This window comes from Roseateles sp. P5_E4, from assembly GCF_054049255.1.
Genome location: NZ_JBFUMS010000015.1, coordinates 34,275 through 60,109, shown reverse-complemented (window position 1 = coordinate 60,109; position 25,835 = coordinate 34,275). Strand labels below are relative to the sequence as shown.

26 protein-coding genes are annotated in these 25,835 nt (G+C 67.2%); 6 read left to right on the top strand and 20 right to left on the bottom strand.

All coding sequences use genetic code 11. The features are described 5' to 3' along the window. Window positions 1-12: 12 nt before the first annotated feature. The 6 genes from ACXJLH_RS24930 to ACXJLH_RS24905 form a co-directional block, all read right to left on the bottom strand. A complete protein-coding gene (locus ACXJLH_RS24930) occupies window positions 13-774 on the bottom strand; it encodes an ABC transporter ATP-binding protein (RefSeq protein ID WP_056196003.1) in 762 nt (253 codons plus the stop codon). Then, window positions 771-1,562, bottom strand: a complete 792-nt coding sequence (locus ACXJLH_RS24925; RefSeq protein WP_056196001.1) for an ABC transporter permease — start codon at window positions 1,560-1,562, stop codon at window positions 771-773. The genes ACXJLH_RS24930 and ACXJLH_RS24925 overlap by 4 nt, the downstream gene beginning before the upstream one ends. Beyond that, complete coding sequence (locus ACXJLH_RS24920) at window positions 1,559-2,233, bottom strand: urea amidolyase associated protein UAAP2 (RefSeq protein WP_056195998.1); 675 nt, start codon at window positions 2,231-2,233, stop codon at window positions 1,559-1,561. The genes ACXJLH_RS24925 and ACXJLH_RS24920 overlap by 4 nt, the downstream gene beginning before the upstream one ends. A 14-nt stretch (window positions 2,234-2,247) precedes the next feature. Next, on the bottom strand, window positions 2,248-3,057 hold the full coding sequence (locus ACXJLH_RS24915) for an urea amidolyase associated protein UAAP1 (protein ID WP_268795248.1): 810 nt from the start codon (window positions 3,055-3,057) through the stop codon (window positions 2,248-2,250). Continuing rightward, on the bottom strand, window positions 3,054-4,043 hold the full coding sequence (locus tag ACXJLH_RS24910) for an ABC transporter substrate-binding protein (RefSeq protein WP_056195992.1): 990 nt from the start codon (window positions 4,041-4,043) through the stop codon (window positions 3,054-3,056). The genes ACXJLH_RS24915 and ACXJLH_RS24910 overlap by 4 nt, the downstream gene beginning before the upstream one ends. Before the next feature lie 108 nt (window positions 4,044-4,151). Further along, complete coding sequence (locus ACXJLH_RS24905; RefSeq protein ID WP_056195989.1) at window positions 4,152-5,144, bottom strand: LysR family transcriptional regulator; 993 nt, start codon at window positions 5,142-5,144, stop codon at window positions 4,152-4,154. A gap of 388 nt (window positions 5,145-5,532) precedes the next feature. Between ACXJLH_RS24905 and ACXJLH_RS24900 the strand changes: the two genes are divergently transcribed. Then, window positions 5,533-5,928, top strand: coding sequence for a YciI family protein (locus ACXJLH_RS24900; RefSeq protein WP_457446976.1), 396 nt, complete (start codon window positions 5,533-5,535; stop codon window positions 5,926-5,928). 30 nt (window positions 5,929-5,958) lie between these two features. After that, window positions 5,959-6,366, top strand: a complete 408-nt coding sequence (gene tsaA / locus ACXJLH_RS24895; protein ID WP_457446974.1) for a tRNA (N6-threonylcarbamoyladenosine(37)-N6)-methyltransferase TrmO — start codon at window positions 5,959-5,961, stop codon at window positions 6,364-6,366. Here tsaA and ACXJLH_RS24890 read toward each other — a convergent pair. Next, window positions 6,363-7,106 (bottom strand): ankyrin repeat domain-containing protein, encoded by a 744-nt coding sequence (locus tag ACXJLH_RS24890; RefSeq protein ID WP_457446972.1) that lies wholly within the window; start codon window positions 7,104-7,106, stop codon window positions 6,363-6,365. The two genes, tsaA and ACXJLH_RS24890, sit on opposite strands and share 4 nt — an antisense overlap. 134 nt (window positions 7,107-7,240) lie before the next feature. On the opposite strand from ACXJLH_RS24890, the gene ACXJLH_RS24885 reads away from it, so the two are divergent. From ACXJLH_RS24885 to ACXJLH_RS24870, 4 genes are all read left to right on the top strand, one after another. Then, window positions 7,241-8,812, top strand: coding sequence for a cation:proton antiporter (locus ACXJLH_RS24885; protein WP_457446970.1), 1,572 nt, complete (start codon window positions 7,241-7,243; stop codon window positions 8,810-8,812). Between the two features lie 145 nt (window positions 8,813-8,957). Beyond that, window positions 8,958-9,560 (top strand): DUF1326 domain-containing protein, encoded by a 603-nt coding sequence (locus ACXJLH_RS24880; RefSeq protein ID WP_457323038.1) that lies wholly within the window; start codon window positions 8,958-8,960, stop codon window positions 9,558-9,560. Between the two features lie 145 nt (window positions 9,561-9,705). Beyond that, window positions 9,706-10,533 carry a DUF2182 domain-containing protein gene (locus ACXJLH_RS24875; RefSeq protein WP_457446968.1) on the top strand — a complete coding sequence of 276 codons (828 nt, stop codon included), beginning with the start codon at window positions 9,706-9,708 and terminating at the stop codon, window positions 10,531-10,533. Next, window positions 10,526-11,392, top strand: coding sequence for a DMT family transporter (locus ACXJLH_RS24870; protein WP_457446967.1), 867 nt, complete (start codon window positions 10,526-10,528; stop codon window positions 11,390-11,392). The genes ACXJLH_RS24875 and ACXJLH_RS24870 overlap by 8 nt, the downstream gene beginning before the upstream one ends. Here the strand turns inward: ACXJLH_RS24870 and ACXJLH_RS24865 are convergent, their stop codons facing one another. From ACXJLH_RS24865 to kdpF, 13 genes are all read right to left on the bottom strand, one after another. Continuing rightward, the gene (locus ACXJLH_RS24865; protein ID WP_457446965.1) at window positions 11,393-11,908 is read right to left on the bottom strand and encodes a hypothetical protein; all 516 of its coding nucleotides are present in this window, start codon (window positions 11,906-11,908) and stop codon (window positions 11,393-11,395) included. A gap of 56 nt (window positions 11,909-11,964) precedes the next feature. Next, on the bottom strand, window positions 11,965-13,533 hold the full coding sequence (locus tag ACXJLH_RS24860; RefSeq protein WP_457446963.1) for a hypothetical protein: 1,569 nt from the start codon (window positions 13,531-13,533) through the stop codon (window positions 11,965-11,967). Next, entirely contained in the window at window positions 13,530-14,396 is an 867-nt protein-coding gene (locus tag ACXJLH_RS24855) for an ABC transporter ATP-binding protein (protein ID WP_457446961.1), read from the bottom strand. Before ACXJLH_RS24855 ends, ACXJLH_RS24860 begins: the two co-directional genes overlap by 4 nt. Window positions 14,397-14,516: 120 nt before the next feature. Further along, window positions 14,517-15,230 carry a phosphodiester glycosidase family protein gene (locus ACXJLH_RS24850; protein ID WP_457446959.1) on the bottom strand — a complete coding sequence of 238 codons (714 nt, stop codon included), beginning with the start codon at window positions 15,228-15,230 and terminating at the stop codon, window positions 14,517-14,519. Further along, entirely contained in the window at window positions 15,227-15,445 is a 219-nt protein-coding gene (locus ACXJLH_RS24845; RefSeq protein WP_056195958.1) for a DUF3820 family protein, read from the bottom strand. Before ACXJLH_RS24845 ends, ACXJLH_RS24850 begins: the two co-directional genes overlap by 4 nt. 57 nt (window positions 15,446-15,502) lie before the next feature. Beyond that, complete coding sequence (locus tag ACXJLH_RS24840; RefSeq protein WP_457446957.1) at window positions 15,503-16,798, bottom strand: MFS transporter; 1,296 nt, start codon at window positions 16,796-16,798, stop codon at window positions 15,503-15,505. Next, window positions 16,795-17,460, bottom strand: a complete 666-nt coding sequence (locus ACXJLH_RS24835; RefSeq protein WP_056197196.1) for a response regulator — start codon at window positions 17,458-17,460, stop codon at window positions 16,795-16,797. The genes ACXJLH_RS24840 and ACXJLH_RS24835 overlap by 4 nt, the downstream gene beginning before the upstream one ends. Window positions 17,461-17,477: 17 nt before the next feature. Next, window positions 17,478-20,156: a DUF4118 domain-containing protein gene (locus ACXJLH_RS24830; RefSeq protein WP_457446955.1), complete on the bottom strand. Its 2,679-nt coding sequence runs from the start codon at window positions 20,154-20,156 to the stop codon at window positions 17,478-17,480. Then, on the bottom strand, window positions 20,147-21,115 hold the full coding sequence (gene corA, locus ACXJLH_RS24825; protein WP_457324986.1) for a magnesium/cobalt transporter CorA: 969 nt from the start codon (window positions 21,113-21,115) through the stop codon (window positions 20,147-20,149). Before corA ends, ACXJLH_RS24830 begins: the two co-directional genes overlap by 10 nt. Before the next feature lie 16 nt (window positions 21,116-21,131). Then, on the bottom strand, window positions 21,132-21,716 hold the full coding sequence (gene kdpC, locus ACXJLH_RS24820) for a potassium-transporting ATPase subunit KdpC (protein WP_457446953.1): 585 nt from the start codon (window positions 21,714-21,716) through the stop codon (window positions 21,132-21,134). A gap of 3 nt (window positions 21,717-21,719) precedes the next feature. Further along, window positions 21,720-23,858, bottom strand: coding sequence for a potassium-transporting ATPase subunit KdpB (kdpB, locus tag ACXJLH_RS24815; RefSeq protein WP_457393142.1), 2,139 nt, complete (start codon window positions 23,856-23,858; stop codon window positions 21,720-21,722). Further along, a complete protein-coding gene (kdpA, locus tag ACXJLH_RS24810; RefSeq protein ID WP_457446951.1) occupies window positions 23,855-25,651 on the bottom strand; it encodes a potassium-transporting ATPase subunit KdpA in 1,797 nt (598 codons plus the stop codon). Before kdpA ends, kdpB begins: the two co-directional genes overlap by 4 nt. Next, window positions 25,648-25,740, bottom strand: a complete 93-nt coding sequence (gene kdpF, locus ACXJLH_RS24805; protein WP_082532572.1) for a K(+)-transporting ATPase subunit F — start codon at window positions 25,738-25,740, stop codon at window positions 25,648-25,650. The genes kdpA and kdpF overlap by 4 nt, the downstream gene beginning before the upstream one ends. Window positions 25,741-25,835: the final 95 nt, after the last annotated feature.

The following is a 25,835-nucleotide window of genomic DNA, read 5'->3' as shown; positions in this document are numbered from 1 at the left end:
TTGGCGTCGGGCTCAGTAGATGACGGCCTCGATCCGCCGCTGCATTTCCAGGAACTCCGGCGAGTAGCGGTCCTTCATTGCGTCGGCACTGGTGTCGGCGTCGATCAAGACTCGTGCTGGGCGGTCGCCAAGAACGATGACCCGGTGGCCAACTTGAAGCGCTTCTTCGATGCTGTGGGTGACCATCACCATCGTCTTGCCCGTCTTGCTCCACAGATCGAGCATCAGGGTGTGCATCCGTCGGCGAAGACTGATGTCCAGTGCGCTGAAGGGCTCATCGAGCAGGAGCACATGCGGATCTGAAACGAGGGCCCGAGCGATGGCGGTGCGCTGCCGCATACCGCCTGAGAGCTGATTCGGAAACCGGTCGGCAGCCTCGGTGAGACCGACGATGCGGAGCATCTCGTCCACCACCTGCTTGCCGTCACGTTTGGCTGCCTTGAACTTCAGGCCGAACTCAACATTCCCGCGCGCGGACAGCCATGGGAACAGGTTGTTCTCCTGGAAGATCATCACGATTTCGGGCGTAGGGCCGTTGAGATACCTCGACTCAAACAGCACGCCACCGCTGTCTCGCCCGACGACGAAGCCACCCAACGACTTCAGCAGCGTCGTCTTGCCGCAGCCCGATGGACCGAGCAGGCACGTAATCTCTCCCTGGCGGATGTTCAGTGAGAAGTCTTGCAGGGGACCGGTCTTGTCCGTGCCAAAGTCAACTGTCAATCGCTCGACTTGGAAAGCGACGGCAGGTTCGGTTCTCTTGAGCACGCTCATACCCTCCACCACAGCACCCGCTGGCCGATGAACTGCAGCAGTCTGTCGACGATGAAGCCGGTGAGGCCGATCACGACCATTCCGAACATCACCAGCTCGTTGTTGAAGAGGTTGCGTCCCATCATGATGATGGCGCCCAGGCCGTCTCGAAGGCCGACCATCTCCGCAACCAGAACCGCCATCCATGCGGCGATGAAGTTGGTACGCAGCAGCATGAAGACCCCGGGAAGGATGGCCGGGAGCGTCACCCAGAGCCAGCATTGAAGCGGCGTCGCGCCGAGGTTGCCTGCAACCGTCTGGAACTCGGGAGGTATGCGCCGAATCTCTGCCAGCGTCGCCAGGGTCAAGATGAAGTAGACGCCCATGAAGACGATGAAGATGGCCGTGATGTCCCCGATGCCGAAGACCACGATGGCCGTTGGAATCCACGCGATGGGCGCGATAGGTGCGAGCAACTGCAAGATCGGGGACAGGCTCCAAGTTGCCACTCGGGACAGGCTCAACAAGGCTCCGGTCAGGATGGCGGCAGCAAAGGCGATCCCCATGCCGACGAAGACTCGCAAGAACGTCGCCATCAGCGACTGCGTGACCGTCGCCGCCTGCGACCCCAGCCCGATGCGGAAGTTGCTCTCGGCGATGCTGCGCAGGAACTGGGAAGGCGGCGGCAAGACGCTGGCCAGTGCGCCGCCACCTGCGCCAGCGGCTTCCCATGCGCCTAGCACCGCAGCGACTGACGCGAGACCGACGACGGCAGGTGCGGCAGCCCGCAACGACTTGCTCGCCATCATGCGGCACCCACAGTATTTGCGGTGGCATCCCAAACGAGGTAGCGAACGGGCGTGGGGTTGTAGCCGTTCGCCGGATTGTTCAACTGAGGGCAGTTTGAGATCAGGACCAGGATGTCCATCTCCGCGCGAAGCTCGATGTACTTGCCCGGCCCGGATATTCCATCCTCATAGGTAAGCCGTCCCGCCGGGGTCATCGGGACGTTCATGAAGAAGTTGATGTTGGAGACGATGTCGCGCTTCGTCAGCCCGGACGGGTGGTCGGCAATGGCGAGCATGAAGTTGTCGCGGCAGCTGTGCATGAAGCGCTTCTCAAGCGAGTAGCGGATCGTGTTGCTCTCGGAGGAGCAGGCCCCGCCGCCGACGGTGTCATGGCGGCCGCAGGTGTCGGCCACGATGGTCAACATGGGCCGACCCTCGCTGGACATGATCTTCGTACCCACGCCCAGGTAGAGGTTCTCCTGTGCCAGCATGGTGTGGAGCAAGCTGTAGCGCTCCTGGATATCGCGGGCGTTGTAGAAGAGCGTGTCGACGGCCTGATTGCCTTCAAGGTCGACGATGCGGAAGAACTGGCCCCTCTTGATTTCGTGAGTCCAGGGCGTGCCGGGAGGATGCTCAAAATCAAAGATGGCGTCGGCCGGGTCAAGGTCGCTCGTAACGATCTGTGCGTTCATGATGGTCGGCCCGTTCAGAGGTAATAGCGTTCGGTATTGATGAACCCGCGCCCGTTCTCGGGCATCGACAGTCGGCATGGGTCGTCCCTGCCAGCAGTGCCTGAACGCCAGCACACCATCTCAACCGCTGCTGGTTCATAGCGAGGGTTCAGATCGAGGCGGTGCTGGCAGGTTGACAGCACGACAAGGGTGTTCATCTCGAAGCGCAAGTCGACGAAGTCGCCTTTGCCGCTATGCCCATCGACAAAACGCATGTCGCCGTTGTCGTTCACGACGACCCGGCTGAAGAAGTTGACGTTGGGCACGACGTCGCGTTTGCCCATGCCCCACTTGCCGAGTTGCGTCAGGACGCCATCCCGTGCGTTGCGATGCATGGCATTGCGGTGCTCCTGATAGCGCTTGGTCCCGTAGCGCTGCTCAACTACTGCAGCGTCCGACATCCCGCCGATGGTGTCGTGCCAGTCGCAGTTCGACTCGGTGAGCGAGCACAACACGCGTCCCATGTCTGAATAGCAGACAAGGCCTTGGCGAAGGAAAGCCGTGCTCTGTTCCTTCAGCGTGTCGGGCATGTTGTAGCGTTCACCACGGTCTTCATAGTTGTAGAAGAGCGCGGACACGTTGGCGCCTGCTGCGAGCGTCGTGATTCGAAGGCTGTTGCCGCGTCGCAGCAGGCCAGACCAGTGCATGCCGCCGGGCATGCGTTCACGCCACAGAGTCAGGTCGGGTTTGAAAGTCGTTGAGTACGTTGGTACGGCGGCACGCGCCAGCGGCGGCAAGCTCTCGAACGTTGTGATTTCGTCGGTAGGCATATCAGCGTCGCTCATTGCTTCTCAAGCGCCTTGATCGTGTCGAGGCGGAAGATGTCTGCGGCTTTGGTTGTCCCCTTGACGTAGCCCAGCTTGGTCAGTTCGTCGACGACGCTCTGGATCACGGCGACATCGGGAGTGAAGGACACAGGCGCTGGCGCGGTCTTCAGCGCTTGCAGCAGGACCTTGGGATCTACGCGGTAGTAGTTGCCCTTGGCGAGGTAGTCAGCTGCCTTTTCGGGCTGCTTGTTGATAGTCGCCGCGCCACAGATCAAGCCCTGTAGATAGGCCTGAACCACCTGCGGCCGGTCCTTGAGCGTCTTCTCGAGGACGCTGACCACCGAGTTCGGCGTCGTGGTCGAGTACGTCTTGGCGTTCGAGGTCAGCACCACCGCGCCCTTGCTCACAACCATGTCGGTTGTGTAGGGCTTGATGTGACTCAAGAGATCGACTTGGCCGCTTCGGAAGGTCTCGACCATCGCCATCAGGTCGTTGAAGTACACCAGCTCGACGTCCTTCTCAGAAATCGACAGGCGTGCGAAATCACGCTTGAGGATCAACTCGAGGGTGTCTCCTTGGAGCGTTGCGATCTTGAGCTTCGGCTTGCCCGACTTCGTGTACGCCTTGATGTCATCGATGGTTTTGAAGCCGAGCTTGCCTTGAGCCACTACCTCGACCGCACCCCAGCCACCGGCGGCGGAGATGACGCGAATTGGCACGCCGCTGTTGGCCGCGAAGAATGGCAGCGTGAAGGGGTTCGTGCTGAAGTCGATGGCGCCACCCGCGAGCGCAGCATTGTTGTCGCCCGGGTTGGCGAAGAACACAGTCTCGACATCAAGTCCCTGCTGTGCGAAACACCCGCTTTCCTTGGCGACAAACAGTGGCGCCAAGTCGATGGCGACGAGGTGGCCGGCCTTGACTTTGGTCAGGGGCTTGTCGGCCGCCATAGCGGCGCCTGAGATTGCAAGCGCAGCCGCGCAAACCGTGACGACGTACGTCTTCATCTTGAGTCCTTCTGTGCCAGACGCCCCTCGCGAATTGCTCGGGACGCGTCATGGAATGGACTCTATGGACGCCTTCGGTTCGGGAAAATCGTCGCGAATCGAAGTAACTTACGCAGCGATCGAAGTGAACGGCTGATGCACCTCAGCGGTGCCCACATCCTGCACCTTCGCGGCGCGCAGGCAGCTCAAGAAAGTGTGCAGTGCCGGTGGTGGCCGGACTTGGTCAGCGCGCGTTGCTATTGAGAAATGCGTATCGCGATACAGCTCGTTCGCCAGAAGCACCACCAGCTCGCCGGAATCTATCCATGGCTTCACGTAGTGCAATGGCAGAAAACCGATGCACCCGCCGGTGAGGATCATCAGAGCCGCAGCCTCGATGTGGCTGAAGCTCGACACCATCGTCTCTCCGCCAGGGCTCGCGTAAGGGAACTCGTTCGTGCCTAAGAACGAGCGCAGCACCTTGTGGCAAGACGGTATCGCGTTGGCGAGCTCCGCCTGATCTTCGATGCGTGCCAGGTGGTGGTCGCGGTGGCAGACCAGCACGTCGCGCTGCAGATACAACGGCTCGTACGCCAAGCCCGGCAGCCGGCTGTAGAACACTCCGACGGCGACGTCGATGCGGTGGTCCTGCAAGCCGCGCTCGAGCTCTTGCGGCGAAAGCACCTCGAACAGGAGCCTTGCATGGTTGCGTGGCTGTCTACGGAAGTGATCGACAGCCGGCCTAAACGGTGATCCGGGGTCCGAGATGATGTTGTCTATAAAGCCGATCCGCAGTTGTCCGTTCATGCCGCCGCGAAGCTCGCTAGCTTGCATCTCAAAGCTTTGAACCGACTGGAAGAGTTCGATAACTAGACGGTAAAGGGCTTCGCCTTTCTCCGTGAGTTTGAATCCCCCGCGGCCGCGATGACACACGACGTAGCACAGCCGTGTCTCCAATTGCGACATCTGCGCGCTGATCGTTGAGGCGCCCACGTTGAGAATGGCCTGGGCGTTCGCAAACCCGCCGGCCTCAACCACAGCGCGAAATACTCTGAGAAGCCGAACGTCAATATCGCTGACGACCACCGCACACTCCAGTTGCTCCTTCCACAGCTTCCGCAAGGTCGATGCCAGGAAAGCCGAGGCAGCATTGCTTCCGGAAGGTGCAAAGGCGCGGAGTTGGGGCGCGCATGCACGCTTGAGGGCCGGAGTCGCACCAAGATGCACCTCGAATGGCTCTCAGACCCGAGGCAACCGGCCAACGACCATCAGCCTGCGATCCGTTCAAACTCCCTGGCTACCGTTTTCCTGCGGTGCAACACCCGTCCCGGGACGACCGCTCACGACGGCAACGGCCATCGGGCCACCAAAATTGAATGACGGCAGCCAGCCTGAAGCTGCCTATCGGAGGCTTCAGCGGTCGATGCAAAGGCCGTGGCGCGGGAGGTCTGGCTCCTCAACTCGGCCTCCACAGAACGCTCCACGGTCCCCCTGCATTTACCATCCACCCATGAACCAACCGCAGCACGAATACCTCGTTGTGTCGCGCGGCCAGTGGGACGAAAAAGCGTCTCGCGAGGACGTCCAGCGCGCCATCGATCAGTTCTACGTCTGGTACGAGAGCCAGTTGGCGGCAGGGCGGATGAAACCCGGGAGCCGGTTGGCGCCCGAAGGCAAGCTCGTTGCCCATGGGCTGGTCACCGACGGTCCCTTCGCAGAGACCAAGGAGATCGTCGGCGGCTACTGGTTCATCGTCGCCACGAGCCTGGAGGAAGCGGCCGAACTCGCCGCGCAGAACCCCTGCCTGGCCTTCGGTCTGACGCTGGAGATCCGCCCCCTCGACGCCGAGCGGGCGCGGGCGACGGACATCACCAACGAAACGCCGCCGCCCTGGCGTCAGCGTTGAGGCCTGGCGCCCCACCGCCGCGCAAGACACATGTTCGCCCTCCAACCCATCGGCCATGTGCGCTCACCGCTGACGAGCCGGAAGCAGGCGCCCAAGCAAGGCGATGAAGGCGCCCCCACGGCGTGGCTGGAGTTCCTGCCCGCTTTCGAGGCGGGCCTGCGCGACCTGCAGGTCGGCGACGACATCCTGTTGCTGACCTGGCTGGACCGCGGCCAGCGCGAGACCTTGAGCGTGCATCCACGCGACGACCTGAACGCCCCGCTGCGCGGCGTATTCAGCACGCGCTCGCAGGACCGGCCCAACCCCGTGGGGCTACACCGCGTCACGCTGGTCGAGAAAGACGGCCCGCTTCGCTACCAGGCACTCCATCTCGAAGCCTTCGACGGCACGCCGATCATCGACGTCAAGCCGGTGCTGGATCGCCTGCGGGAGCGCTAGCGCAAATACCGGTTCGGCACATTGCCCAGCCGCGGCGCGGGCCGCCCCAGGGCCGCGAGCAGTTCGACGATGTTGGCGTAGGTATCGGCCTCGGTGCGCTGCATCTGCGGCAGCAGGCCGAGTTGGGCGTAGGACAGCGGCGTCACGTCGTAGCAGACCGTCTCCCAGTCGAAGCCGCGGCCCCAGGTGATGCCTCGCACTCGCACATCAGCCCGCGCGCCAGCCGTAAGCAGCAGGCGCATGACGGGCGCCGAACGGTTGGCATTCGAGTTCACGGCGTGGAAGAGCGGCGTCTGGCCGTTCAGCCCGTCGGCGTCGACATCGGCCGCGGCGTTCGGGTCTGCGCCCAGTGCCAACAGCCGCTCGGCGACCTCTGCGTGGCCGTACTCCGCCGCCACATGCAGCAGCGTGGCGCCGTCAAGCGGCGTGAAGGTGCAGGGCATCTGCGTGCGGTGACGCAGCAACACCGGGTTCGCCGCCACGGCCGAGGCCAGCGCGTCGGCGTCGTTGAGCAGCACGGGCGCCAGGTGCGGGTCGTCCAGCACGGCACCACGTTCCAGCAGCAACCGAAGGCAGGAGGCAAACCGGTCCGAACGAAAGTACATCTCGATCAGATGGTTGACCACCGTCTTGCCGCCGATGCTTGAACTCGCATCGAAGCCGGCATCGAGGACGGCCCGGATGTCTTCAACGTCGTGCGTTTCAAAGGCGGTGAGCAGACGCTCGGAGATGCCGGTCATGACTTGCTTTCGGTAAGCAACCGGCGCGCCTTCATGGCGCGGCCTGGGGACTGGGTGTTGGGAAGCGATGCTACGACCGTAGGCCTGCCGGGCCCGCCTTCCTTTGCCAGGGCGAGGTCGCCATACTCCGGCCGGTGCAGGAGCTCGAACAAATCCTGGTCCTCTTCGTCGCCGCCGTGGCACTGGCTGCCGCCGCGCGGCGTGCGGGCGCGCCCTACCCGGTATTCCTGGCCATTGGCGGCGCGCTGCTGGCCCTGGTGCCGGGTGCACCCAGCCCCAGCCTGCCGCCCGAACTGGTGCTGGCCCTGTTCGTCGCGCCGGTTCTCGTCGACGCTGGTTACGACGCGTCATTGCGGGACCTCAGAGACAACTGGGCGCCTCTGGTCAGCCTGGTGATCTTTGCGGTCGGCCTCACGACGGCCGCAGTGGCCATGGTGGCTCACGCCCTCGTGCCGGGCCTGCCATGGGCCGCGGCCGTGGCGCTGGGCGCCATCGTCGCGCCGCCCGATGCGGTGGCGGCCACTGCGGTGCTGCGGCCGCTGCGCCCGCCGCAGCGCATCCTGGGCATCCTCGAAGGCGAGAGCCTGCTCAACGACGCCAGCGCCCTGCTGATCTACCGCCTGGCCGTCGGTGCAGTGGCGGCCGGCGGCTTCTCGGTGCAGGCGGTGGCGCCGACCTTCCTGCTGGCCGTGCTGGGCAGCCTGATCGCGGGGCCTGCGCTGGGCTGGCTGGTGCAGCGCATGTTCGAGCATGTGCAGCACATTCCCACGGCCATCATCCTGCAGTTCATTGGCACCATCAGCGTGTGGCAGCTGGCGGAGCATGTCGGGCTGTCGGGCGTGCTGACCACGGTCTGCTTCGCCATGACGCTGGCGCGCATGGCACCGGCGCGCATCCCTGCCCGTGTTCGCATCCCCACCAACGCGGTCTGGGCCACGGTGGTGTTCGCGCTGAACATTTTTGCGTTCATCTTCATCGGGTTGCAGATCCGCCCCATCCTGATGGCGCTGGAGCCGTCGGCGCGAACGCAATACCTGCTGGTGGCCGCCGCCGTGCTGGTTACCGTCATCGTCGTGCGCGTCGCCTGGCACATGTCCTTCAACGCCGCGATCCGCTGGCGTGACCACCGCCACGGCTTCAATCCGCCGCGGCCGATGCTGCGGCCCAGCGTGGGCAGCGGGCTGGTGATCTCCTGGGCGGGCATGCGCGGCATCGTCACGCTCGCGGCGGCGCTGGCGCTGCCCGAAGGCTTTCCGGCCCGCGACCTGATCGTGCTGACGGCCTTTCTCGTGGTGCTGGGCACGCTGCTGATCCAGGGGCTGACACTGAAGCCTTTGCTGCGCGCGCTCAATCTGAAGGACGGCGACCCGGTGGCGCATGAAGAGCATGCCGCGCGCCAGCGCATGCTGGAGGCCGCCTTTGAGCAACTGCCCGCAGACAGCTCCGCCGCCGTGAGCCTGGTGCGCAAGAACCTGAAGATGCACCTGGGCCGGCCGCTGCATGACAGCGGCAGCCCGTTCGCTTCATTCGGTGCCGAGTACGACAACAGCTACCGCGCCGCGCTGCAGGCGGCCCGGCAGGTGCTGCTGGCCATGCGCGACGCCGGCGAGATCGGCGACGACGCCTTCCACACGCTGGAGAACGATCTGGATTGGCTGGAGGTGTCGGATCCGCTGCGGGCGGCGAATGCCGATGCGACGGAGTAGATGCGACGAAGTAGGGGTGATCGATTGAGGATGCCGTCTTCAACGAACCTGGACTCGACCCGGCACCGCGGCGTAGGATGATTTTTGCCTTGCCGGCCGAGCCACGGCGACAAGTTCATTGTGTTTGGCTTTGACGGAGAGTCATATGGGCTATCACTTGGAAGGTCGTCTGCTGGAGGTTTGCAACTGCAACGTGCTGTGTCCCTGCTGGATCGGCGAGGACCCAGACAACGGCACCTGCGACACCATCGTCGCCTGGCGCATCGACAAGGGCGTGATCGACGGCGTGGACGTCGGCGGCAACACCATCGCGGCCGTGGCCCACGTCCCCGGCAACATCCTCAAAGGCAACTGGACCGCCGCAATCTTTGTCGATGACAAGGCCTCGGCGGCGCAGGAGGCGGCCCTGCTCAAGGTCTACACGGGCCAGGCCGGCGGGCCGGTCGCCGATCTCGCTGCCCTCATTGGCACGGTGGTGTCGGTCGAGCGGGCCCCCATCAAGTTCACCGTGCAAGACGGCAAGGGCATCCTCGAGATCGGCACGAATTACTACGCCGAACTCGAGCCCTATCGCGGTGCGATGGGTGGGCTGACGACCTTGTCCGACACCGTGTTCTCGACGGTGCCGGGCGCGCCGGTGTTTGTCGGCAAGGCCCCGACTTACCGTTCCAAGAACCCGGCACTGGGCATCGATCTCGATCTCAAGAATCACAACGCGCTGCAGAGCACCTTCGTCTTCGACGCATGAGCGCCGCGCCGGGCCGCCCCAAGCAAGCTCGCTCCCGCTTGGCGGGAGTGAGCCCGGACATGGGATGCCCTGTGGGCATCCCCTGCCTGGCGAACGCCTGGCCGCGCTGTCGGCCAGGCAAGGCCGCAGGCCGAAGGGTGCACCATTGAGCGCCGCTGGCGGCGCCGTAGCGGCGGACCCGCCAGCCGGCGATTCCCGCCATCGCCGCGTGTTCCTCGTCGTGCTGAGTGCGCTGGCCGGGCTCGCCTGGCTGGCGCTGTGGGCCTGGGCGGGCAGCCCTTATGGGCGCTACCTCGAACACGGCGACTGGACGGCCTCCGGCCCGGCCGCCTCCGTCTGCCGGGCGATCCCCGGTGGCAACGTCATCGTGCCCGCGCTGCTCTACAGCGCCGCCTGGATCCTGATGACCACGGCCATGATGCTGCCGACCACCCTGCCCCTGTTCAATGCCTTCGACCGGTTGACGGCGCGGCGGGCGGACCACCGCCGGCTGCTCCTGCTGCTGGGCCTGGGCTATATGGCGGTGTGGGGCGGCTTCGGGCTCGTGGCCCATGTGCTGCACGCGGGGCTGCTGGCGCTCGTCAACGGCGTGCCCCTGCTGGCCTGGCATGGCTGGCTGATCGGCACGACCATCATCGCCTTGGCCGGGGCCTTCCAGTTCAGCAGCCTCAAGCACCGCTGCCTGGAGAAGTGCCGCACCCCCTTGAGCTTCGTCATGCAGCATTGGCGCGGCCACGCCGAGGCGCGGCACGCGTTCATGCTGGGCGCCCACCACGGCCTGTTCTGTGTCGGCTGCTGCTGGGCATTGATGCTGCTGATGTTTGCGCTCGGCACCGGCAGCCTCGGCTGGATGCTGTTGCTGGCCGCGGTCATGGCGGTTGAGAAGAATGTCCGCTGGGGCCACCGGCTGAGCACGCCGCTGGGCGTCGCGCTGCTGGGCTGGGCCGCGGTCCTGGTGGGGGTCCATGTCTGAGTCGCGCGCCGGCCTGCCCCTGCTGAAGACCTTGGCCCTGACCACGACGGCGATGCTGGCCTTCGCGGCGAATTCGCTGCTGTGCCGGCTCGCCCTGCGGCAGGATCTCATCGATGCGGCCAGCTTCGGCAGCATCAGGCTGGCCGCCGGGGCGGTCACGCTCGCGGCCATCGTGCGGCTCAGGCCCGGCCAGGCCGCCGCCACTCATTCCGACTGGCTCGCCGCAGCCATGCTGTTCGCCTACGTCGCCTTCTTCTCCTTCGCCTACCTCAGCCTGTCCGCGGGCACGGGCGCCCTGATCCTGTTCGGCGCGGTCCAGGTGACGATGTTCAGCGCGGGGCTGCGCTCGGGCGAGAGGTTCCGGCCCCTGGCCTGGTTCGGCCTCGCTCTGGCCGTGGCGGGGCTGATCTATCTGGTGTCACCCGGCGTGGCGGCGCCACCGGTCCTCGGCGCGGCCATGATGGCGGCAGCGGGCCTGGCCTGGGGCCTGTACTCGCTGCGCGGCCGCGGCGTGAGCGACCCGTTGGCGGCGACAGCGGGCAACTTCCTGCGCGCCACGCCACTCGCTCTGCTGGTGAGCCTGCTGTTCGCAGCCCAGGCGCGCGCCAGCACCACCGGTATCGCCCTGGCCGTCGCCTCGGGCGCCGTCACGTCCGGCATCGGCTATGTCATCTGGTACGCCGCGCTGCGCGGGCTGTCCGCGCTGCGGGCCGCGACCGTGCAGCTGTCGGTGCCGCTGATTGCCGCATTCGGCGGCGTGGCGCTACTGTCGGAGGCCGTCACGCCGCGGCTGCTGGCGGCCTCGGCGGCCATCCTCGGCGGCATTGCGCTGGTGCTGGCCAGCAGGTCGCGGCGCTGATCACGGGCAGCGCAGGAAGACGCCCTGCACGGTGCATGAACCGCGCGGTCCGACAAGGGTGGGGCCGACCCGCGTCAGCGTCGAGCCATCGCTGGCCAGGCAGGTGGCGGCATTGCACTGGGTCACGGTGACCGGCGCTTGCGGACGCGGCAAGGCCACAGGCGGCAGCGCCGGCATGGGCACTCTGGGCGCCACCACGCCGGGCCGTGCGGGCGCGGTCGGCACCACCCAGCTGTGCTGCGAGGGCGGCGGCGAGGTGGTGAGCCCGCCAAGGCAGGCATCCGCCACGCGCTTGCGCAGCGGCTGCAGACGCACGGCCACCGAGTGCTGGCGCTGCTGATCGGACAAGCTGGTCGATGAAGCGGCAGCGGCCGCCGCGATGGCCTCCTCCGCTTCGTCCAGCGCATTCAGCGCGGTGCGACAGGCCGCTGATCTGGGCAGCTCCTCGGCCTGAGCAGCGCCGACCATCCCGCAAAAGGTGGCGGCGAGCAGAAGGACGGCGAAGCGTGCAGTCATGGCCTGGCAATCTTGCGCCATTCTTCGCATGGGCGCTGTAGGCCAGGGCCGGCGGCTCAGGTCCGACGCAGCCGCGGCCAGGCCAGCAGTGCTACCAGCCCCAGCCCGCCCGCCAGCGCATAGCCGGCCACGCTGGCTGCGTTGGCCGCGCCGTCCACACCCAACAGGTCCAGCGCCGCCACACCGGTCTTTTGCAGGTTGAGGTAGAGCGCGAACAGAAACAACGCGAGGAAGGTGCGCGAGCCCTGGGTCAGCCGGCCCAGCAGCGTGGCGGCTGCGCTCAAGAAGAGCAGGCCGGCCACGCAGGCCAAGGCTTGCACCGTTGAGATCCGCAGCAAGGCCGGCAAGGCCAGCAGCAACCCCAGCCCCAAGGCCGCCAGCACATGGCGCCAGCGGCGCTCCCACGCGCCGCCAGGTACGGCACTGGCCAGCGCCAAGGTGCCGCTCTGCAGATCACGCGAACTCACGTCCGCCACCGCCATGCCCCAGGCGCACAACGTTGCGGCCAGCAGCGCGGGAACGAGGTCCATCGGCGCCACCGCGCAGGCCACCGTGCCGGCCCCCATCGCCAAGGCCAACAGCGGCTGGCTGAGCAACACCAGGCTCACGTCCGCCAGCCAGCGGCCGGGCAGGCCTGGCAGGCGGGCGCTGGCGCGCAGCAACAGGCCAAGGGCGGCGGTGAAAGGCCGCAGCAGCGGGCGCAGCAGCCATTGCAGCAACTGCACGATGCGCCAGCGACCGGCGGGGTTGCGCAGCTTCACGCGGTCTGGTGCATAGCGATGGAAGAACATCACGGCGGGCAGCAGCGGCAGCAGGGCCAGCGCCATCGAGCCCAGGCGCAAAGCGATCAACTCAGCGCTCCACAGGCCAGCGGGCATGTGCAGGCTGGGCAGCGTCGCGTCGAAGGGGCTGCCACCGACGCTGATGTGGGTCACGTCCATCAACTGGCTCACGCCGACCAGCAACGGCGACATGCCATTGATGTCGAACACCTGCCAGCCGGTCAGCCGCACGGCGCCCTGCCCCAGCGTGGCCGGGATGAAGGCGAACTGCACCATCCAGAAGACCCAGTAGAGCGCGTCGCCACGCTTGCCCATCAGCGGCGCCCAGGCGTCGGCCAGCACGGCCAGGCTGGCGCACAGCATCAGGCCGGGCGCCAGCCCGAACACCAGCATCTGCAGATAGGGCAAGGGCTGCAGCGGGCCTTCGCCGCGCACCAGTTGCAACACCCAGACCGTCAGCATCACGACGGTGCCCAGCGAAAGCAGGAAGCCGAAGGCGCCCAGCCAGCGCGCGCCCAGCAGCTGCGCGTTGCTGACGGGTGTGGCGGCCAGCACGGCAGCGGTGCCGCAGCGCACGTCTTCCTGCGTGCGACCACGCGCCAGGTAGAAGCCAGCCAGGCCGAACAGCAGCGACGCGATCAGGTTGCTCGCAAAGGCGAGTGCCTGGCTCTCGTAGGCGATGCGCTGCTTGTTCACGACCATCATGGCCATGCCACTTTTCGGGTCCAGCACCATCAACCAGCTCACGGCCACCACGGCCAGCAGGATGACGAGGCTGCTGAGCCGGCGGCTGCGCAAGCGCCATTCGTTCAGCACCAGGGTCTTGTAGAGACTGGTGTTCATGCGGCCTCCCGCGCATCGGCATAGCGTTGAGCCATCAGCGCCTCTTCCAGGCTGGCGTTCGCCGGCTCGGCCTCGGCAAAGGGGCGCGACGGATGCGCCATGCGCACCTGAATGCGGCTGCCCTGAGGCTGGGCCTGCAGCACCTGCACATGGCCCTTCAGCGCTTCGTAATCGGCTGGCGCGAGCTGGGCCATCCAGACCTTGCCCACGGCGCGAGCGATCACGGCTTCAGGGGTTTCGAAGGCGACAAGGCGGCCCTGACGCATGACGGCCAGGTGCGAGGCCATGTTCTCGACGTCCGACACGATGTGGGTCGACACGATGACCAGGCGCTTGCGCCCGAGGTCGCCCAGCAGGTGACGAAAGCGCAGGCGCTCCTCGGGGTCGAGACCAGCCGTGGGTTCGTCGACGATGAGCACGTCGGGGTCGTTCAGCAGGGCCTGCGCGATGCCCAGGCGCTGGCGCATGCCGCCCGAGAAGCCGATGGCCGGGCGGTGGGCCTGCTCGTGCAGGTTCACCAGCTCCAGCAGGTCATGCAGCCGCTGCCGGTCGCGCACGCCCTTCAGCGCCGCGAAGTACTGCAGGAATTCGAGTGCGGTCAGGTGCGGATAGACGCCGAAGTCCTGCGGCAGATAACCCAGGCGCCGGCGCATCAGTTCGGGCTTGGCGACGATGTCCTCACCGTCCAGCAGGATGCGCCCGCTGCTGGGCCTCGTCAGCGTGGCCAGCATCTGCATCAGCGTGCTCTTGCCCGCGCCGTTGTGGCCGATCAGGCCGACGACACCGGGCTTCAATTCCAGCGACACGCCGTCGACGGCATTGAGTTTCCCGAAGGTCTTGGAGACGTTTTGGATCTGCAGCATGGCCGCTCCTCATCTTGTGAATGAGCGCAGCCTAGAGATCCAGAGGCCAGCCTCCAACGCGCTTGCGACAGACCGCTCACCGCGCGGTTCAGGCCGGCGAAAGCGCGGCCTGGGCCGGCGTCATTCGACGACGCCAAACAGCGGCCCGAGCTCGCTCCAATGGTCGTTGCGCCCGAGCCTGGGCGCGTAGAGGCTGGACACCGCGCCGTCAAGATACAGCGCCTCCTTGCAGTGCAATTCGTCGCGGAAGAAGCTGGCGAACTCGTGCAGCGTGACAGGCCGCTCGGTGATGACGAACAGGGCCTGCGAGCCCAGCACACAGACGCCGTTGCGGATGTAGCGCGACGCCGAATTGGCGCTGAAGGCCGGATGGATCTGGCCGTCCTTGAGCAGCAGCGGCCCGGACTGCGTGGCGAACAGGACACCTTCGCGCAGCGCCGGGTAGTCCACCGCGTCGACGACCTGAGCTCCGTGAGCCGTCAGCAGGAAAACACCGTTGGGCTTCAGAAAGAAGTTGCCTTCTCCACTCAACAGATTGAGCGGCGCGAACTCGCGCCCGTCGATGACCAGCAGCCCGACGGGGCTTGCGTCCGCGTGGTACATACCGGCGTTCATGCCGAAAGCCAGCGTCTTGCCCTGTCCTCTCAACCAGGCCGACAACTTGTCCAGCCGGCGCAGCGCCCGGCCCCGGTCATCCTGCCAGAACAGACGCAGCTTCTGCGTGGCGAGGTCCACGCGCACGACGGTGAAGCGGCCATCGCCTTCAGCGCGGGCAGCCAGGCTGGCCACCACCAGCGCAGACCCCAGCACCAACGCCAGCAGCAGCCGCTTCATCGGCCACGCCCCCGCAGCGGCTTGAGCAGGCCCCGCAGGTCGTTGTGATCCATCTCGTACATCAAGGCCAGCAGCCGTCCGATCTCGCCCTTCGGAAATCCCTCGCGCGCAAACCAGCCCAGGTAGTTGCCGGACAAGTCCGCGATCAGCGTGCCCTTGTGTTTGCCGAAGGGCATCTCGGTCGTGACGAGCTTGAGGAGATCTTCCGGGTTCATCGCCGCAGTTTGCCTTGATGGTGTCGAGGGCTGACCGATGGCTCAGCCGGCCTGCAGCTACTTGAAGACGGTCGGGTATTGGAGGCGATACCAATCCGCGATCTCGTCATGGCCGAGCGTCAGGAACTCCTTGAGGCGCGGCACGGCGAGAAGGCCCAGAACGCAGGTGGCCATGAGCAAACCCCAGGCCGTATAGACCCATTTCACGCTGTAGCTCGCCAGCGCCACGCCGACGAGAGCCGGGCCGATGGCACCGGCGACCTGCGTGGTCATTGAGCCGGCCGCAAAGATGCGCACACGGTAGGCCTTGGGCACCGCCAGGGCGCGATGCGTCGCTCCCACCAGGCCCATCGACGCATTGCAAAAGCCCGCAGCCGCCAGACCGACCAGCATCAGCGCGGGCGAGGTGACAAACCCGACCACGGCCAATGCGAGGCCCTCGGCGAGCCCCAGCCCCACGCGAACGCGATACCGACCCAAGTGGTTCACCAGCCGCTGCGAGCCAACGGCACTGCCGAGCAGAACACCAAACGAGAGAGCCCCCAAGCTGACGCCGAGCCAGCTGCCTTGCAGGCCCAGTGAATGCACCTTGAGCGGGATCAGCAGGCCGACGGCGGGACCCTGGAAGATCCAGACCGCGAAATTCACGAGGGTCCAGCCGCGCTCCATCGGCATCAGCCACTTGGCGGCCAGCCCGGCGCGCAGATCGCGCCACCACAGGGCCAACCCGCGGGCTGGCAGTTCGAGGACGGGAGTACGTGGGAGGCGCGATGCAGCGAGCATCGCGATGCACATCAAGCCGCCATAGCAGCACAGCCCACCGGTGACGCCCGCCGAACTGATCGCCGCGCCTGCCAGAAGCGGCCCGAGCACGCCGCTGACCGCCTGTGCCGTCTTGCGCAAACGGATCGCCTCGGGCAACTGCTCCGGCGGCAGCAATTCGGTCAACACGGCATCGCGCGCCGGGTCCACGAACGATGTCGCCAGCACCTGCACGACCGCCAGCATCATGAGGGCTGCCAGATTGAAGGCGCTGGCCAGTGACAGCGCCAGCTGCATTGCGGCGACGAGGCTGAGGCAGGCCAGCCCCCAGGTGATCTGCCGGCGCTTGCAAATCCTGTCGCCAAAGGGCGAGACAGCCGGTGCGGCAATGAAGGTCGTGACGGCCAACGCCACCCCGAATGCCGCGATCGCGTGGGCGCCACCGCTGCTGGTGATCCACCACGGCAACACGACCATCGCACCCAACTCGGCAAGGCGGACCAGGAAGTCGGTCAGCAACACCACGCGCAGCGCCCGATTCGAACGCAGGATTTCGTGTATCCGCCCGGGTGCACCCGGCTCGCCCCTCATGTCTTGAGCCGGTAGCCCACGCCCGCCTCAGTCACCAGCCACTGCGGCCGGTTGGGATCGGCCTCGAGCTTCTTGCGCAGATTGGCCATGTGCACGCGCACGTAATGCACGTCCTCGGCATGGCCCGGGCCCCAGACCGCCTTGAGCAGGTGCTGGTGGGTCAACACGCGCCCCGGAGCGTTGGCAAGCTCCTGCAGCAGCCGGTATTCGATGGGCGTCAGGTGCAGCTCTTCGCCGGCTTTGGTGACCGTGCGTAACGCGCGGTCCATGGCGACGTCACCAAAGCGCAGCACCGGGTCGGCGTCGTTGCCGCCGCCGCCGTGCCTGCGCAGTTGCACGCGCACGCGGGCCAGCAACTCGGCCACGCCGAAGGGCTTGACGAGGTAGTCGTCGGCACCGGCGTCCAGGGCCTGTACCTTGCGGTCCTCGCCCTCACGGGCCGACAGCACCAGGACGGGCGCCTGCGACCAGCCGCGGAACTCGCGGATGAAGTCCAGGCCATCGCCATCGGGCAGGCCCAGGTCCAGCACAACCAGCTCGGGACGGCGCGTGGCCGAGTCGATCAACCCGCGTTGCAAAGTCGCCGCCTCGAAGACCTCCAGGCCTTCGCTCTCCAGCGCCATGCGCACGAAGCGCCGGATCTCCGGTTCGTCCTCGATCATCAACACGCGTGCAGCGCTCACTCTGGTTTCTCCGCCGGCGGCTGGCCGAGCGGCAGTTCCACTCGCACACAGGCACCGCCGGTCGCGACATTGTGGGCGCTGATACGGCCGTCATGCGCCTCCACGATGGCCTTGCAGATGGCCAGGCCCAGGCCGACACCGGGCGTGGCGCTCTCGCGGTCGCCGCGCTCGAACTTGTCGAAGAGCTTGTCCTCGAGGCCCGCGGGAAACCCAGGGCCGGCGTCGCTGACGTCGATCTCGACATGCCGCCCCGCCGTGCGCGCCCGGATGCGGATGGCGCCGGCCGCGTACTTGGCCGCGTTCTCCAGCAGGTTGACGAGCACGCGCTCGATCAGCACGGCGTCCAGCTCGACCAGGGGAAGGTCCGCCGGCAGATCCACGACAACATCGCGGTCGATCAAGGCTTCTTCCAGGCTGGCCAGTGCGCTGCCGACGACCTCTTGCAGCGGCAGCCAATGCCGGTTCAGCTGCACCGTGCCGGATTGAAGCCGCGCCATGTCGAGTAGGTTGCCGACCAGCGCAGTCATGCGCAGCGCCGAGCGACGCATCGCATCGGCCACCTCGGCCTGAGGCGTGTTCAGCGGCGTGAGCTTGAGCGCATCCGCCAGCCCCACCAGCGCGGCCAGCGGCGTGCGCAGGTCGTGGGACACGGCCGTCAGCAGCGAATTTCGCAGCCGCTCGGACTCGATCTGCAACGTGCTCTGCTGGGCCACCTCGATGTAGTGGATGCGCTCCAGCGAAATGGCCAGCAGCGCTGCACAGGTGTCCAGCAGCTCGCGCTCCTCGGGCGACCAGCGGCGGCCCTGCCCTTGGACGGCCAGCACGCCACGCAGCCGCATCGGCGCGGTCAGCGGCAGCATCAGGCAGGGGCTGGCCGGCAGCGTGTCGGTGCCCTGCCCTGCCGGCTGGCCATGGTCGAAGGCCCATTGGGCGACACCCAGGTCCGGCTGCACGCCTGCGCCCGGCAGCGCAACCAGCATCTCGCGGCCGGGCGTGGCCCCTGGCGGCGGCGCCAGCACGGCCGAGGCGGCGCCGAACTCGGCGCGCAGGAAGCGCGTCGCGATCTCGGCAACCTGTTCCACCACCAGCGCGGCACCGAGGTCGCGCGACATCGTGTACAGGCCGCGCACGCGCCGCTCACGCTCCTGGGCCGCGCGGGCCTGGGCCTGCAGCCCGGCCGCGAGCTGGCCGATGACGAGGCCGACGAGCAGCAGCACGGCGAAGGTGACGAGATATTGCGCATCGCCGACGGCAAACGACCCTCTCGGCTCGACGAAGGCAAAGTCGAAGGCAGCCACGCCGAGCAGCGCCGCCAGCGCCGCCGGCCCGCGGCCAAAGCGCAGCGCAACGCCAACAACGTTGAGCAGATAGAGCATGGCGATATTGGTCGGCGCCATGAAACCCAGCAACACGTGGGCCAGGGCCGTCGTCAGCGCGACGCCCGCCAGCGCCGCCGCATGGCCGCGCCAGGCCTGCAGAGGAATCAGGGCACCACGCGTCGCCGCCGCGGGCTGCTCGCGCGCACCGGTGGGCAGCGCCACCTGCAACACGTCCATCTCGTCGGCCAGGCGGCTCAACGCCTCGGCCAGGGACGGCCGGCCAGGCCAGCGCCAGGCCTGCTCGCGCCGGCCCACCACGAGGCGGGCCAGGTTGTGCTCGCGCGCATAGCCCACCAGGGCCGCGGCGACCTCGGGCGCCGACAGTTCGGCGGTGCGGGCACCGAGCGACTGCGCCAGCTCCAGCGTGCGCTGCACGCGCTGGCGGGCGGCGTCGCTCAGGCCCTGGGCCGTCTGCACGTGCACGGCATGCCAGTCCAGCCCGAGCTGCTGCGCCAGCCGGGCGGCACTGCGCACGACCTTTTCGCTCGCCGCCGCCGGGCCGATGCAGGCCAGCAGCGACTCGCGGTTGGGCCACACCGTCCCGGCGCTGTGCTCGCGCCGGTAGGCCTGCATCTGGTCATCCACGCGGTCCGCCGTGCGGCGCAGGGCCAGCTCGCGCAGGGCCAGCAAATTGCCCTTGCGGAAGAAATTTTTGGCGGCGCGCTCGGCCTGGTTCGGCAAATAGACCTTGCCTTCCTTGAGCCGCTGCAGCAGCTCGTCGGGCGGCAGGTCGACGACGACCACCTCGTCGGCCGCATCGAAGACCTTGTCGGGCAGGGTTTCCCAGACACGGATGCCGGTGATGCCGCCAACGACGTCGTTCAGGCTCTCCAGGTGCTGCACGTTCAGCGTCGTCCAGACCTCGATGCCGGCCTCGCACAGCTCCTGCGCGTCCTGCCAGCGCTTGGCGTGGCGCGAGCCCGGCGCGTTGCTGTGGGCCAGCTCATCCAGCAGGAGCACGCCGCCCGCTTGCTCGCGGCCCCAGGCCAGCGCGGCATCGAGGTCGAACTCGCGCAGGGTCTGGCCGCGGTGGACGATGTCCTTCAGCGCCAGGCGCGGCAGATCGCGCGCGATGGCCTCGGTGTCGGCGCGGCCGTGGGTCTCGACGACGCCGATGCGCACCACCCGGCCTTGGGCGCGAGCCGCATGCGCGGCGGCCAGCATGGCGAAGGTTTTTCCAACACCCGCGTTGGCGCCGAAGAAGATCTTCAGCCGGCCGCGCTGGGCGGCGGCTTCGTCGCGCTGCAACTGGGCCAGCAGCGCGTCGGGGTCGGGGCGGGTGTCGGTCACAACCATCCGAGGCGCTTGAAGCGCCAGTACAGCGCCCCGCTGACGAGGACGATCACGCCCAGCGCCATCGGGTAGCCCAACGTCCATTTCAGCTCGGGCATGTGCTCGAAGTTCATCCCCCAGATGCCCGCCAGGGCCGTGGACGCCGCAAAGATGGCGGCCCAGGCGGCCAGGCGCTTGGTGACGAGGGACTCGTCCAGCGTGACCAGGGTGAGGTTGACCTGGGTCGCCGCGATGATGGTTTCGCGCGCGGCGTCGATGCTGGCCTGGATGCGCAGCAGGTGGTCGTAGACGTCGCGGAAGTAGTCCTGCAGGGCCTTGCAGACGACGGGCACGCGGCCACCGTGCAGCTTGGCCGTCACCTCCAGCAGCGGCGTGACGGCATGGCGCAGCGTGGCCAGGCGCTGCTTCAGCGCGAACAGGCGCTGCACGACGGACTGGCGATCCTGATGGGGCTGGAACATGGTCGCTTCCAGTTGCTCCAATTCGGCCTCGATGGCGTCGATGAGCGGGAAGTAGCGGTCCACGACGGCGTCCATCAGTGCGTAGAAGACGAAACCTGGCCCCTGGCGCAGCAGATGCGGCTCGCGCTCCGCACGCCCGCGCACGCCCAGGAAACCCTGGCTGCTGCGGTGGCGTACCGAGACGATGAAGCGCGCGCCGACGAAGACGTGCACCTCGCCCACCTCCAAGCCGTCGGTGCTGGTCTCCAACAGATGCATCGCGGCGAACAGCATGTCGCCGTACTCTTCCACCTTGGGCCGCTGATGGCCCTTGCGGGCATCCTCGACGGCCAATGGCGGCAAGTCCAGTTCGTGCTGCAGCAGGTTGAGCTCCTCATCGCTCGGGTCGCGCAGCGCGATCCAGACAAAGCCGCTCGTTCTCTCCAGCGCCTCGGACACCCCCTCCAGGCTGGGCTCGGCCACGATGCGGCCATCCTCGTACACGGCGCTGTTGATCAGCATGGCGGTCTGCCTGGAGTCATTTTGCGGTGATCGTCGCACGCTCCAGCGCGAGGTTCAGGGCCAGCACGTTGACGCGCGGCTCGCCGAGGAAGCCGAGCCGGCGGCCCTCGGTGTGCTGCTCGACCAGCGCCCTCACCTGCTCCGGTGGCAGCCCACGTGCGCGGGCGACGCGGGCGAGCTGGTAGTCGGCGGCGGCCCGGCTGATGTGGGGGTCCAGGCCGCTGGCGGAGGCGGTGACGAGGTCGACCGGCACCGGCGCCAGGTTGCCCGGGTCGGCCGCGCGCAAGGCGTCGATGCGCGCCTTGACCGCATCGACCAGGGCCGGCGCCGTCGGCGCGAGATTGGAGCCGCCGGAGTTGGCCGCGTTGTAGGGCGAGGGCGCGGTGGCCGAGGGGCGGCTCCAGAAATGCCCGGGGTCGGTGAAGGCCTGGCCGATCAGCTCGGAGCCGATCGGCCTGCCGTCCTGGATGAAGAGGCTGCCATTGGCCGCATGGGGAAAGAGCGCCTGCGCCAGGCCGGTGACGGCCAGCGGGTAGGCCAGGCCGGTGACGAGGCTGAGCAGCACGAACAGGGTCAATGCGGGGCGGAGTTGGGTGTTCATGATTCAAGCAAGGTGAAGGGCCACGAGCAGCAGGTCGATTGCCTTGATGCCGATGAAGGGGACGATGACGCCGCCCAGGCCGTAGACGAGCAGGTTGCGACGCAGCAGCGCGGCGGCGCCGATGGCGCGGTAGCGCACGCCCTTCAGCGCCAGCGGGATCAGCACGACGATGATCAACGCGTTGAAGATGACCGCCGACAGGATGGCCGAGTTGGGACTGGCCAGGCGCATGACGTTCAGCGCGCCGAGCTGCGGATAGGTCGACACGAAGGCCGCCGGCAGCACGGCGAAGTATTTGGCCAGGTCGTTGGCGATGCTGAAGGTCGTCAGCGACCCACGCGTCATCAGCATCTGCTTGCCCGTCTCGACGATCTCGATGAGCTTGGTCGGGTTGCTGTCCAGGTCGACCATGTTGCCGGCCTCTTTCGCGGCCTGGGTGCCGCTGTTCATCGCGACGGCCACGTCGGCCTGGGCCAGCGCCGGGGCGTCATTGGTGCCGTCGCCGGTCATGGCCACCAGCCTGCCCTGGGCCTGGTGCTCGCGGATCAGCGCCAGCTTGGCCTCGGGCGTGGCCTCGGCGAGGAAGTCGTCCACGCCAGCCTCGGCGGCGATGGCTGCGGCCGTCAGCCGGTTGTCGCCGGTGACCATGACCGTCTTGATGCCCATGCGGCGCATCTGCGCGAAGCGCTCCTTGATGCCGGGCTTGACGATGTCCTTGAGTTCGACGACGCCGAGCACCCGCACGTCATCGACGACAACCAGCGGCGTGCTGCCTCGGCGGGCGGCCTCGTCGACGCTGGCCTGCACGCTGGCCGGCCAGCGGCCGCCCAGGGCTTCAACGTGAGCGCGCACCGCGCTGCCAGCACCCTTGCGGATCCGGCGGGCGCCAAGATCCACGCCGCTCATGCGCGTCTGCGCCGTGAAGGGCACGAACTCGCCCCGTTCCGTGGCCGTGGCCGTGGCCGCGCCGAACTTGCGGTCGGCAAGCGCCACGATGCTGCGGCCCTCGGGCGTCTCGTCGGCCAGCGACGCCAGGCGCGCCACCTCGGCGAGCTGAGCCTCGCTGGCGCCTTCTACCGGCCAGAACGCATCGGCCTGGCGGTTGCCCAGCGTGATGGTGCCGGTTTTGTCCAGCAGCAACACGTCGACGTCGCCCGCGGCTTCAACAGCGCGGCCCGAGGTGGCGATGACATTGGCCTGCAGCATGCGGCTCATGCCGGCCACACCGACGGCCGACAGCAGGCCGGCGATGGTGGTCGGAATCAGGCAGACCAACAGCGCCACCAGCACGACGAGGCTGACCGGCTCGCCCGCGCCGGCCACCGCCACGCTGAACTGCGAGAACGGCAGCAGCGTGGTGCAGACACCCAGGAAGACCAGCGTCAGCGCGACCAGCAGGATGGTCAGCGCGATCTCGTTGGGCGTCTTCTTGCGCTTGGCGTTCTCGACCATGGCGATCATGCGGTCGACAAAGGTCTCGCCGGGGTTCACGGCCACGCGGGCCACGACCCAGTCGGACAGCACGCGGGTGCCGCCAGTCAGCGCCGAGAAGTCGCCGCCGCTCTCGCGGATGACGGGTGCGGACTCGCCGGTGATGGCGCTCTCGTCCACCGAGGCGACGCCGTCGATGACCTCGGCATCGGCCGGCACGACATCGCCGGCCTCGATCAGCACGACTTCGCCCTTGCGCAGCGTGCCGGCCTCGCGGGGGTGCCACTTGATCGTGTCACGTGGCGCACCGGGCTTCCAGTCGTCGGTCAACTTGGCCCAGGTTTCCTTTTTCAACCCGCGCAGCGACGCCGCTTGCGCCTTGCTGCGGCCCTCGGCCAGAGCCTCGGCGAAGTTGGCGAACAGCACGGTGAACCACAACCAGACCGTTACCGCGACAACGAAGCCGTTCGGTTGCGCGACGGACAGCGCCGTCGTCAACAGGCTGCCGAGATAGACCACGAACATCACCGGGTTGCGCAATTGCGTGCGCGGGTCCAGCTTGCGGAAGGCGTCGACCAGGGCGGCACGGGTCAGCGCCGGGTCGAGGAGGGAAAAACCAGCGCGAGTCTCAAGAGAGCGACGGGCCGCTCCCGAGCTCTCTTGCCCCCCTCGGGGGGCCTGGCGCACAGCGACAGGTTCGGGGGCACTCATGATTTGCTCCAGAGGATGAGGTGTTCGACGACAGGTCCGAGGGCCAGCGCCGGCACATAGTTCAGAAGGCCGACCAGCAGCACGGCGCCGATCAGCAGCACGACGAAGAGGGGGCCATGCGTGGGCAAGGTGCCCTCGCCCGCCGCCAGCCGCTTCTTGCCCGCCAGCGAGCCGGCCATGGCCAGCACCGGCACGATGACGCCGAAGCGGCCTATCCACATCACCAGGGCCAGCAGCCCGTTGTAGAAAGGCGTGTTGGCCGACAGGCCGGCGAAGGCGCTGCCGTTGTTGTTGCCGGCGGACGAGAGCGCGTACAGCACCTCGCTGAAGCCATGCGCGCCAGGCGCCGCGATGCCGGCCTTGCCGGGCTCCACGATCACGGCGACGGCCGTGCCGATGAGCACCGCCAATGGCGTCAGCAGGATGGCCAGCGAGACCATCTTCATCTCGTGCGCCTCGATCTTCTTGCCGAGGTATTCAGGCGTGCGGCCAATCATCAACCCGGCGACGAAGACGGCCAGGATGGCGAACACCAGCATGCCGTACAGACCCGCGCCGACGCCGCCGAAGACGACCTCGCCGAGCTGCATCAGCACCATGGGCACGGCCCCGCCCAGCGGCGTGAAGCTGTCGTGCATCGCGTTGACGGCGCCGCAGCTGGCCGCCGTCGTGATGACGGCGAACAGCGAGGAGGCGTCGATGCCGAAGCGCACTTCCTTGCCCTCCATGTTGCCGCCCGACTGCGTGGCCGTCTGGGCCGCGTCGACACCGAGCGCAGTGAGATGCGGGTTGCCCGCCTGTTCGGCCGCCGTGGCAATGACGACAGCGACAACGAACATCGCCGTCATCGCGCCCAGCAGCGCCCAACCCTGGCGCATGTCGCCCACCTGGCGGCCCAGCACGAAGCACAGCGCCGCCGGGATCAGGAAGATGGACAGCATCTGCAGCGCATTGGTCGCCGCGGTCGGGTTCTCGAAGGGGTGGGCCGAGTTGGCGTTGAAGAAGCCACCGCCGTTGGTGCCCAGCATCTTGATGGCGAGCTGCGAAGCGACCGGACCGAGAGCAATGCTCTGGCTCTGGCCGTGCTTGTCTTCCATGACGGGCTGACCGTCGGCGCCCTTCAGCGGCTGGCCGGCTTCGTCGAGCTTGGGCTCCTGCCATGTCTGAGCCTCAATGGTCGTGACGTCCTGATAAGGCTTGAGCGTCTGCACGACGCCCATGCCGGCGAGAACGATGGCGAAGACGAAGGACAGCGGCAGCAGCACCCACAGCGCGGCGCGGGTCAGGTCGGCCCAGACGTTGCCGATGGCCTGGGCGCTGTGGCGCGCGAAGCCACGCACGAAGGCGATGACGACAGCGATGCCGGTAGCGGCCGACAGGAAGTTCTGCACCGTCAGCGCGAGCATCTGCGTCAGATAGCTCATCGTCGACTCACCGCCATAGCCCTGCCAGTTCGTGTTGGTCACGAAGCTGATGGCAGTGTTGAAGGCCGAGTCTGGCGACACCGCGGCCAGGCCCTGCGGGTTCAGCGGCAGCAGATGCTGCAGGCGCTGCAGCGCATAGACGGCAGCGATGCCGAGGGCATTGAAGACGAGCAGGCCGAGGGCATAGCGCAGCCAGCCTTGCTCGGCGTCGGCATCCACGCCGGCCAGCTTGAGCAGGCCGCGCTCGACGCGGCGCAGCCACCCGACGCGGCCTTCCATGGCCGCGTGAATCCAGCGTGCCAGTGGCCAGGCCAGCACGAGCAGCACGACAAGAAAGACGATGAGCTGGACCCAGGCAGAGGTACTCATGACAAGTCCTCCGGGAACAGCAGCGCCCAGAACAGATAGCCGACAAGCCCGACGACGAGGATGGCGGCGGCGAGTTCGAAGCCACTCATGACTTCCTCCTCGCCAATTTTTCGCAGCCCCAGGCCGCGAGCCCGGTCAACAGCGCGAGAGCCGCGCCCAGAACCAGAAACATGATGTCCATGAC

Excerpts from the sequence above, each read along its gene's own strand:
- ACXJLH_RS24930 (WP_056196003.1), bottom strand. The coding sequence starts at position 774 with ATGAGCGTGCTCAAGAGAACCGAACCTGCCGTCGCTTTCCAAGTCGAG.
- ACXJLH_RS24925 (WP_056196001.1), bottom strand. The coding sequence starts at position 1,562 with ATGATGGCGAGCAAGTCGTTGCGGGCTGCCGCACCTGCCGTCGTCGGT.
- ACXJLH_RS24920 (WP_056195998.1), bottom strand. The coding sequence starts at position 2,233 with ATGAACGCACAGATCGTTACGAGCGACCTTGACCCGGCCGACGCCATC.
- ACXJLH_RS24915 (WP_268795248.1), bottom strand. The coding sequence starts at position 3,057 with ATGAGCGACGCTGATATGCCTACCGACGAAATCACAACGTTCGAGAGC.
- ACXJLH_RS24910 (WP_056195992.1), bottom strand. The coding sequence starts at position 4,043 with ATGAAGACGTACGTCGTCACGGTTTGCGCGGCTGCGCTTGCAATCTCA.
- ACXJLH_RS24900 (WP_457446976.1), top strand. The coding sequence starts at position 5,533 with ATGAACCAACCGCAGCACGAATACCTCGTTGTGTCGCGCGGCCAGTGG.
- tsaA (WP_457446974.1), top strand. The coding sequence starts at position 5,959 with ATGTTCGCCCTCCAACCCATCGGCCATGTGCGCTCACCGCTGACGAGC.
- ACXJLH_RS24890 (WP_457446972.1), bottom strand. The coding sequence starts at position 7,106 with ATGACCGGCATCTCCGAGCGTCTGCTCACCGCCTTTGAAACGCACGAC.
- ACXJLH_RS24880 (WP_457323038.1), top strand. The coding sequence starts at position 8,958 with ATGGGCTATCACTTGGAAGGTCGTCTGCTGGAGGTTTGCAACTGCAAC.
- ACXJLH_RS24870 (WP_457446967.1), top strand. The coding sequence starts at position 10,526 with ATGTCTGAGTCGCGCGCCGGCCTGCCCCTGCTGAAGACCTTGGCCCTG.
- ACXJLH_RS24865 (WP_457446965.1), bottom strand. The coding sequence starts at position 11,908 with ATGACTGCACGCTTCGCCGTCCTTCTGCTCGCCGCCACCTTTTGCGGG.
- ACXJLH_RS24860 (WP_457446963.1), bottom strand. The coding sequence starts at position 13,533 with ATGAACACCAGTCTCTACAAGACCCTGGTGCTGAACGAATGGCGCTTG.
- ACXJLH_RS24855 (WP_457446961.1), bottom strand. The coding sequence starts at position 14,396 with ATGCTGCAGATCCAAAACGTCTCCAAGACCTTCGGGAAACTCAATGCC.
- ACXJLH_RS24850 (WP_457446959.1), bottom strand. The coding sequence starts at position 15,230 with ATGAAGCGGCTGCTGCTGGCGTTGGTGCTGGGGTCTGCGCTGGTGGTG.
- ACXJLH_RS24845 (WP_056195958.1), bottom strand. The coding sequence starts at position 15,445 with ATGAACCCGGAAGATCTCCTCAAGCTCGTCACGACCGAGATGCCCTTC.
- ACXJLH_RS24840 (WP_457446957.1), bottom strand. The coding sequence starts at position 16,798 with ATGAGGGGCGAGCCGGGTGCACCCGGGCGGATACACGAAATCCTGCGT.
- ACXJLH_RS24835 (WP_056197196.1), bottom strand. The coding sequence starts at position 17,460 with ATGATCGAGGACGAACCGGAGATCCGGCGCTTCGTGCGCATGGCGCTG.
- ACXJLH_RS24830 (WP_457446955.1), bottom strand. The coding sequence starts at position 20,156 with ATGGTTGTGACCGACACCCGCCCCGACCCCGACGCGCTGCTGGCCCAG.
- corA (WP_457324986.1), bottom strand. The coding sequence starts at position 21,115 with ATGCTGATCAACAGCGCCGTGTACGAGGATGGCCGCATCGTGGCCGAG.
- kdpC (WP_457446953.1), bottom strand. The coding sequence starts at position 21,716 with ATGAACACCCAACTCCGCCCCGCATTGACCCTGTTCGTGCTGCTCAGC.
- kdpB (WP_457393142.1), bottom strand. The coding sequence starts at position 23,858 with ATGAGTGCCCCCGAACCTGTCGCTGTGCGCCAGGCCCCCCGAGGGGGG.
- kdpA (WP_457446951.1), bottom strand. The coding sequence starts at position 25,651 with ATGAGTACCTCTGCCTGGGTCCAGCTCATCGTCTTTCTTGTCGTGCTG.
- kdpF (WP_082532572.1), bottom strand. The coding sequence starts at position 25,740 with ATGAGTGGCTTCGAACTCGCCGCCGCCATCCTCGTCGTCGGGCTTGTC.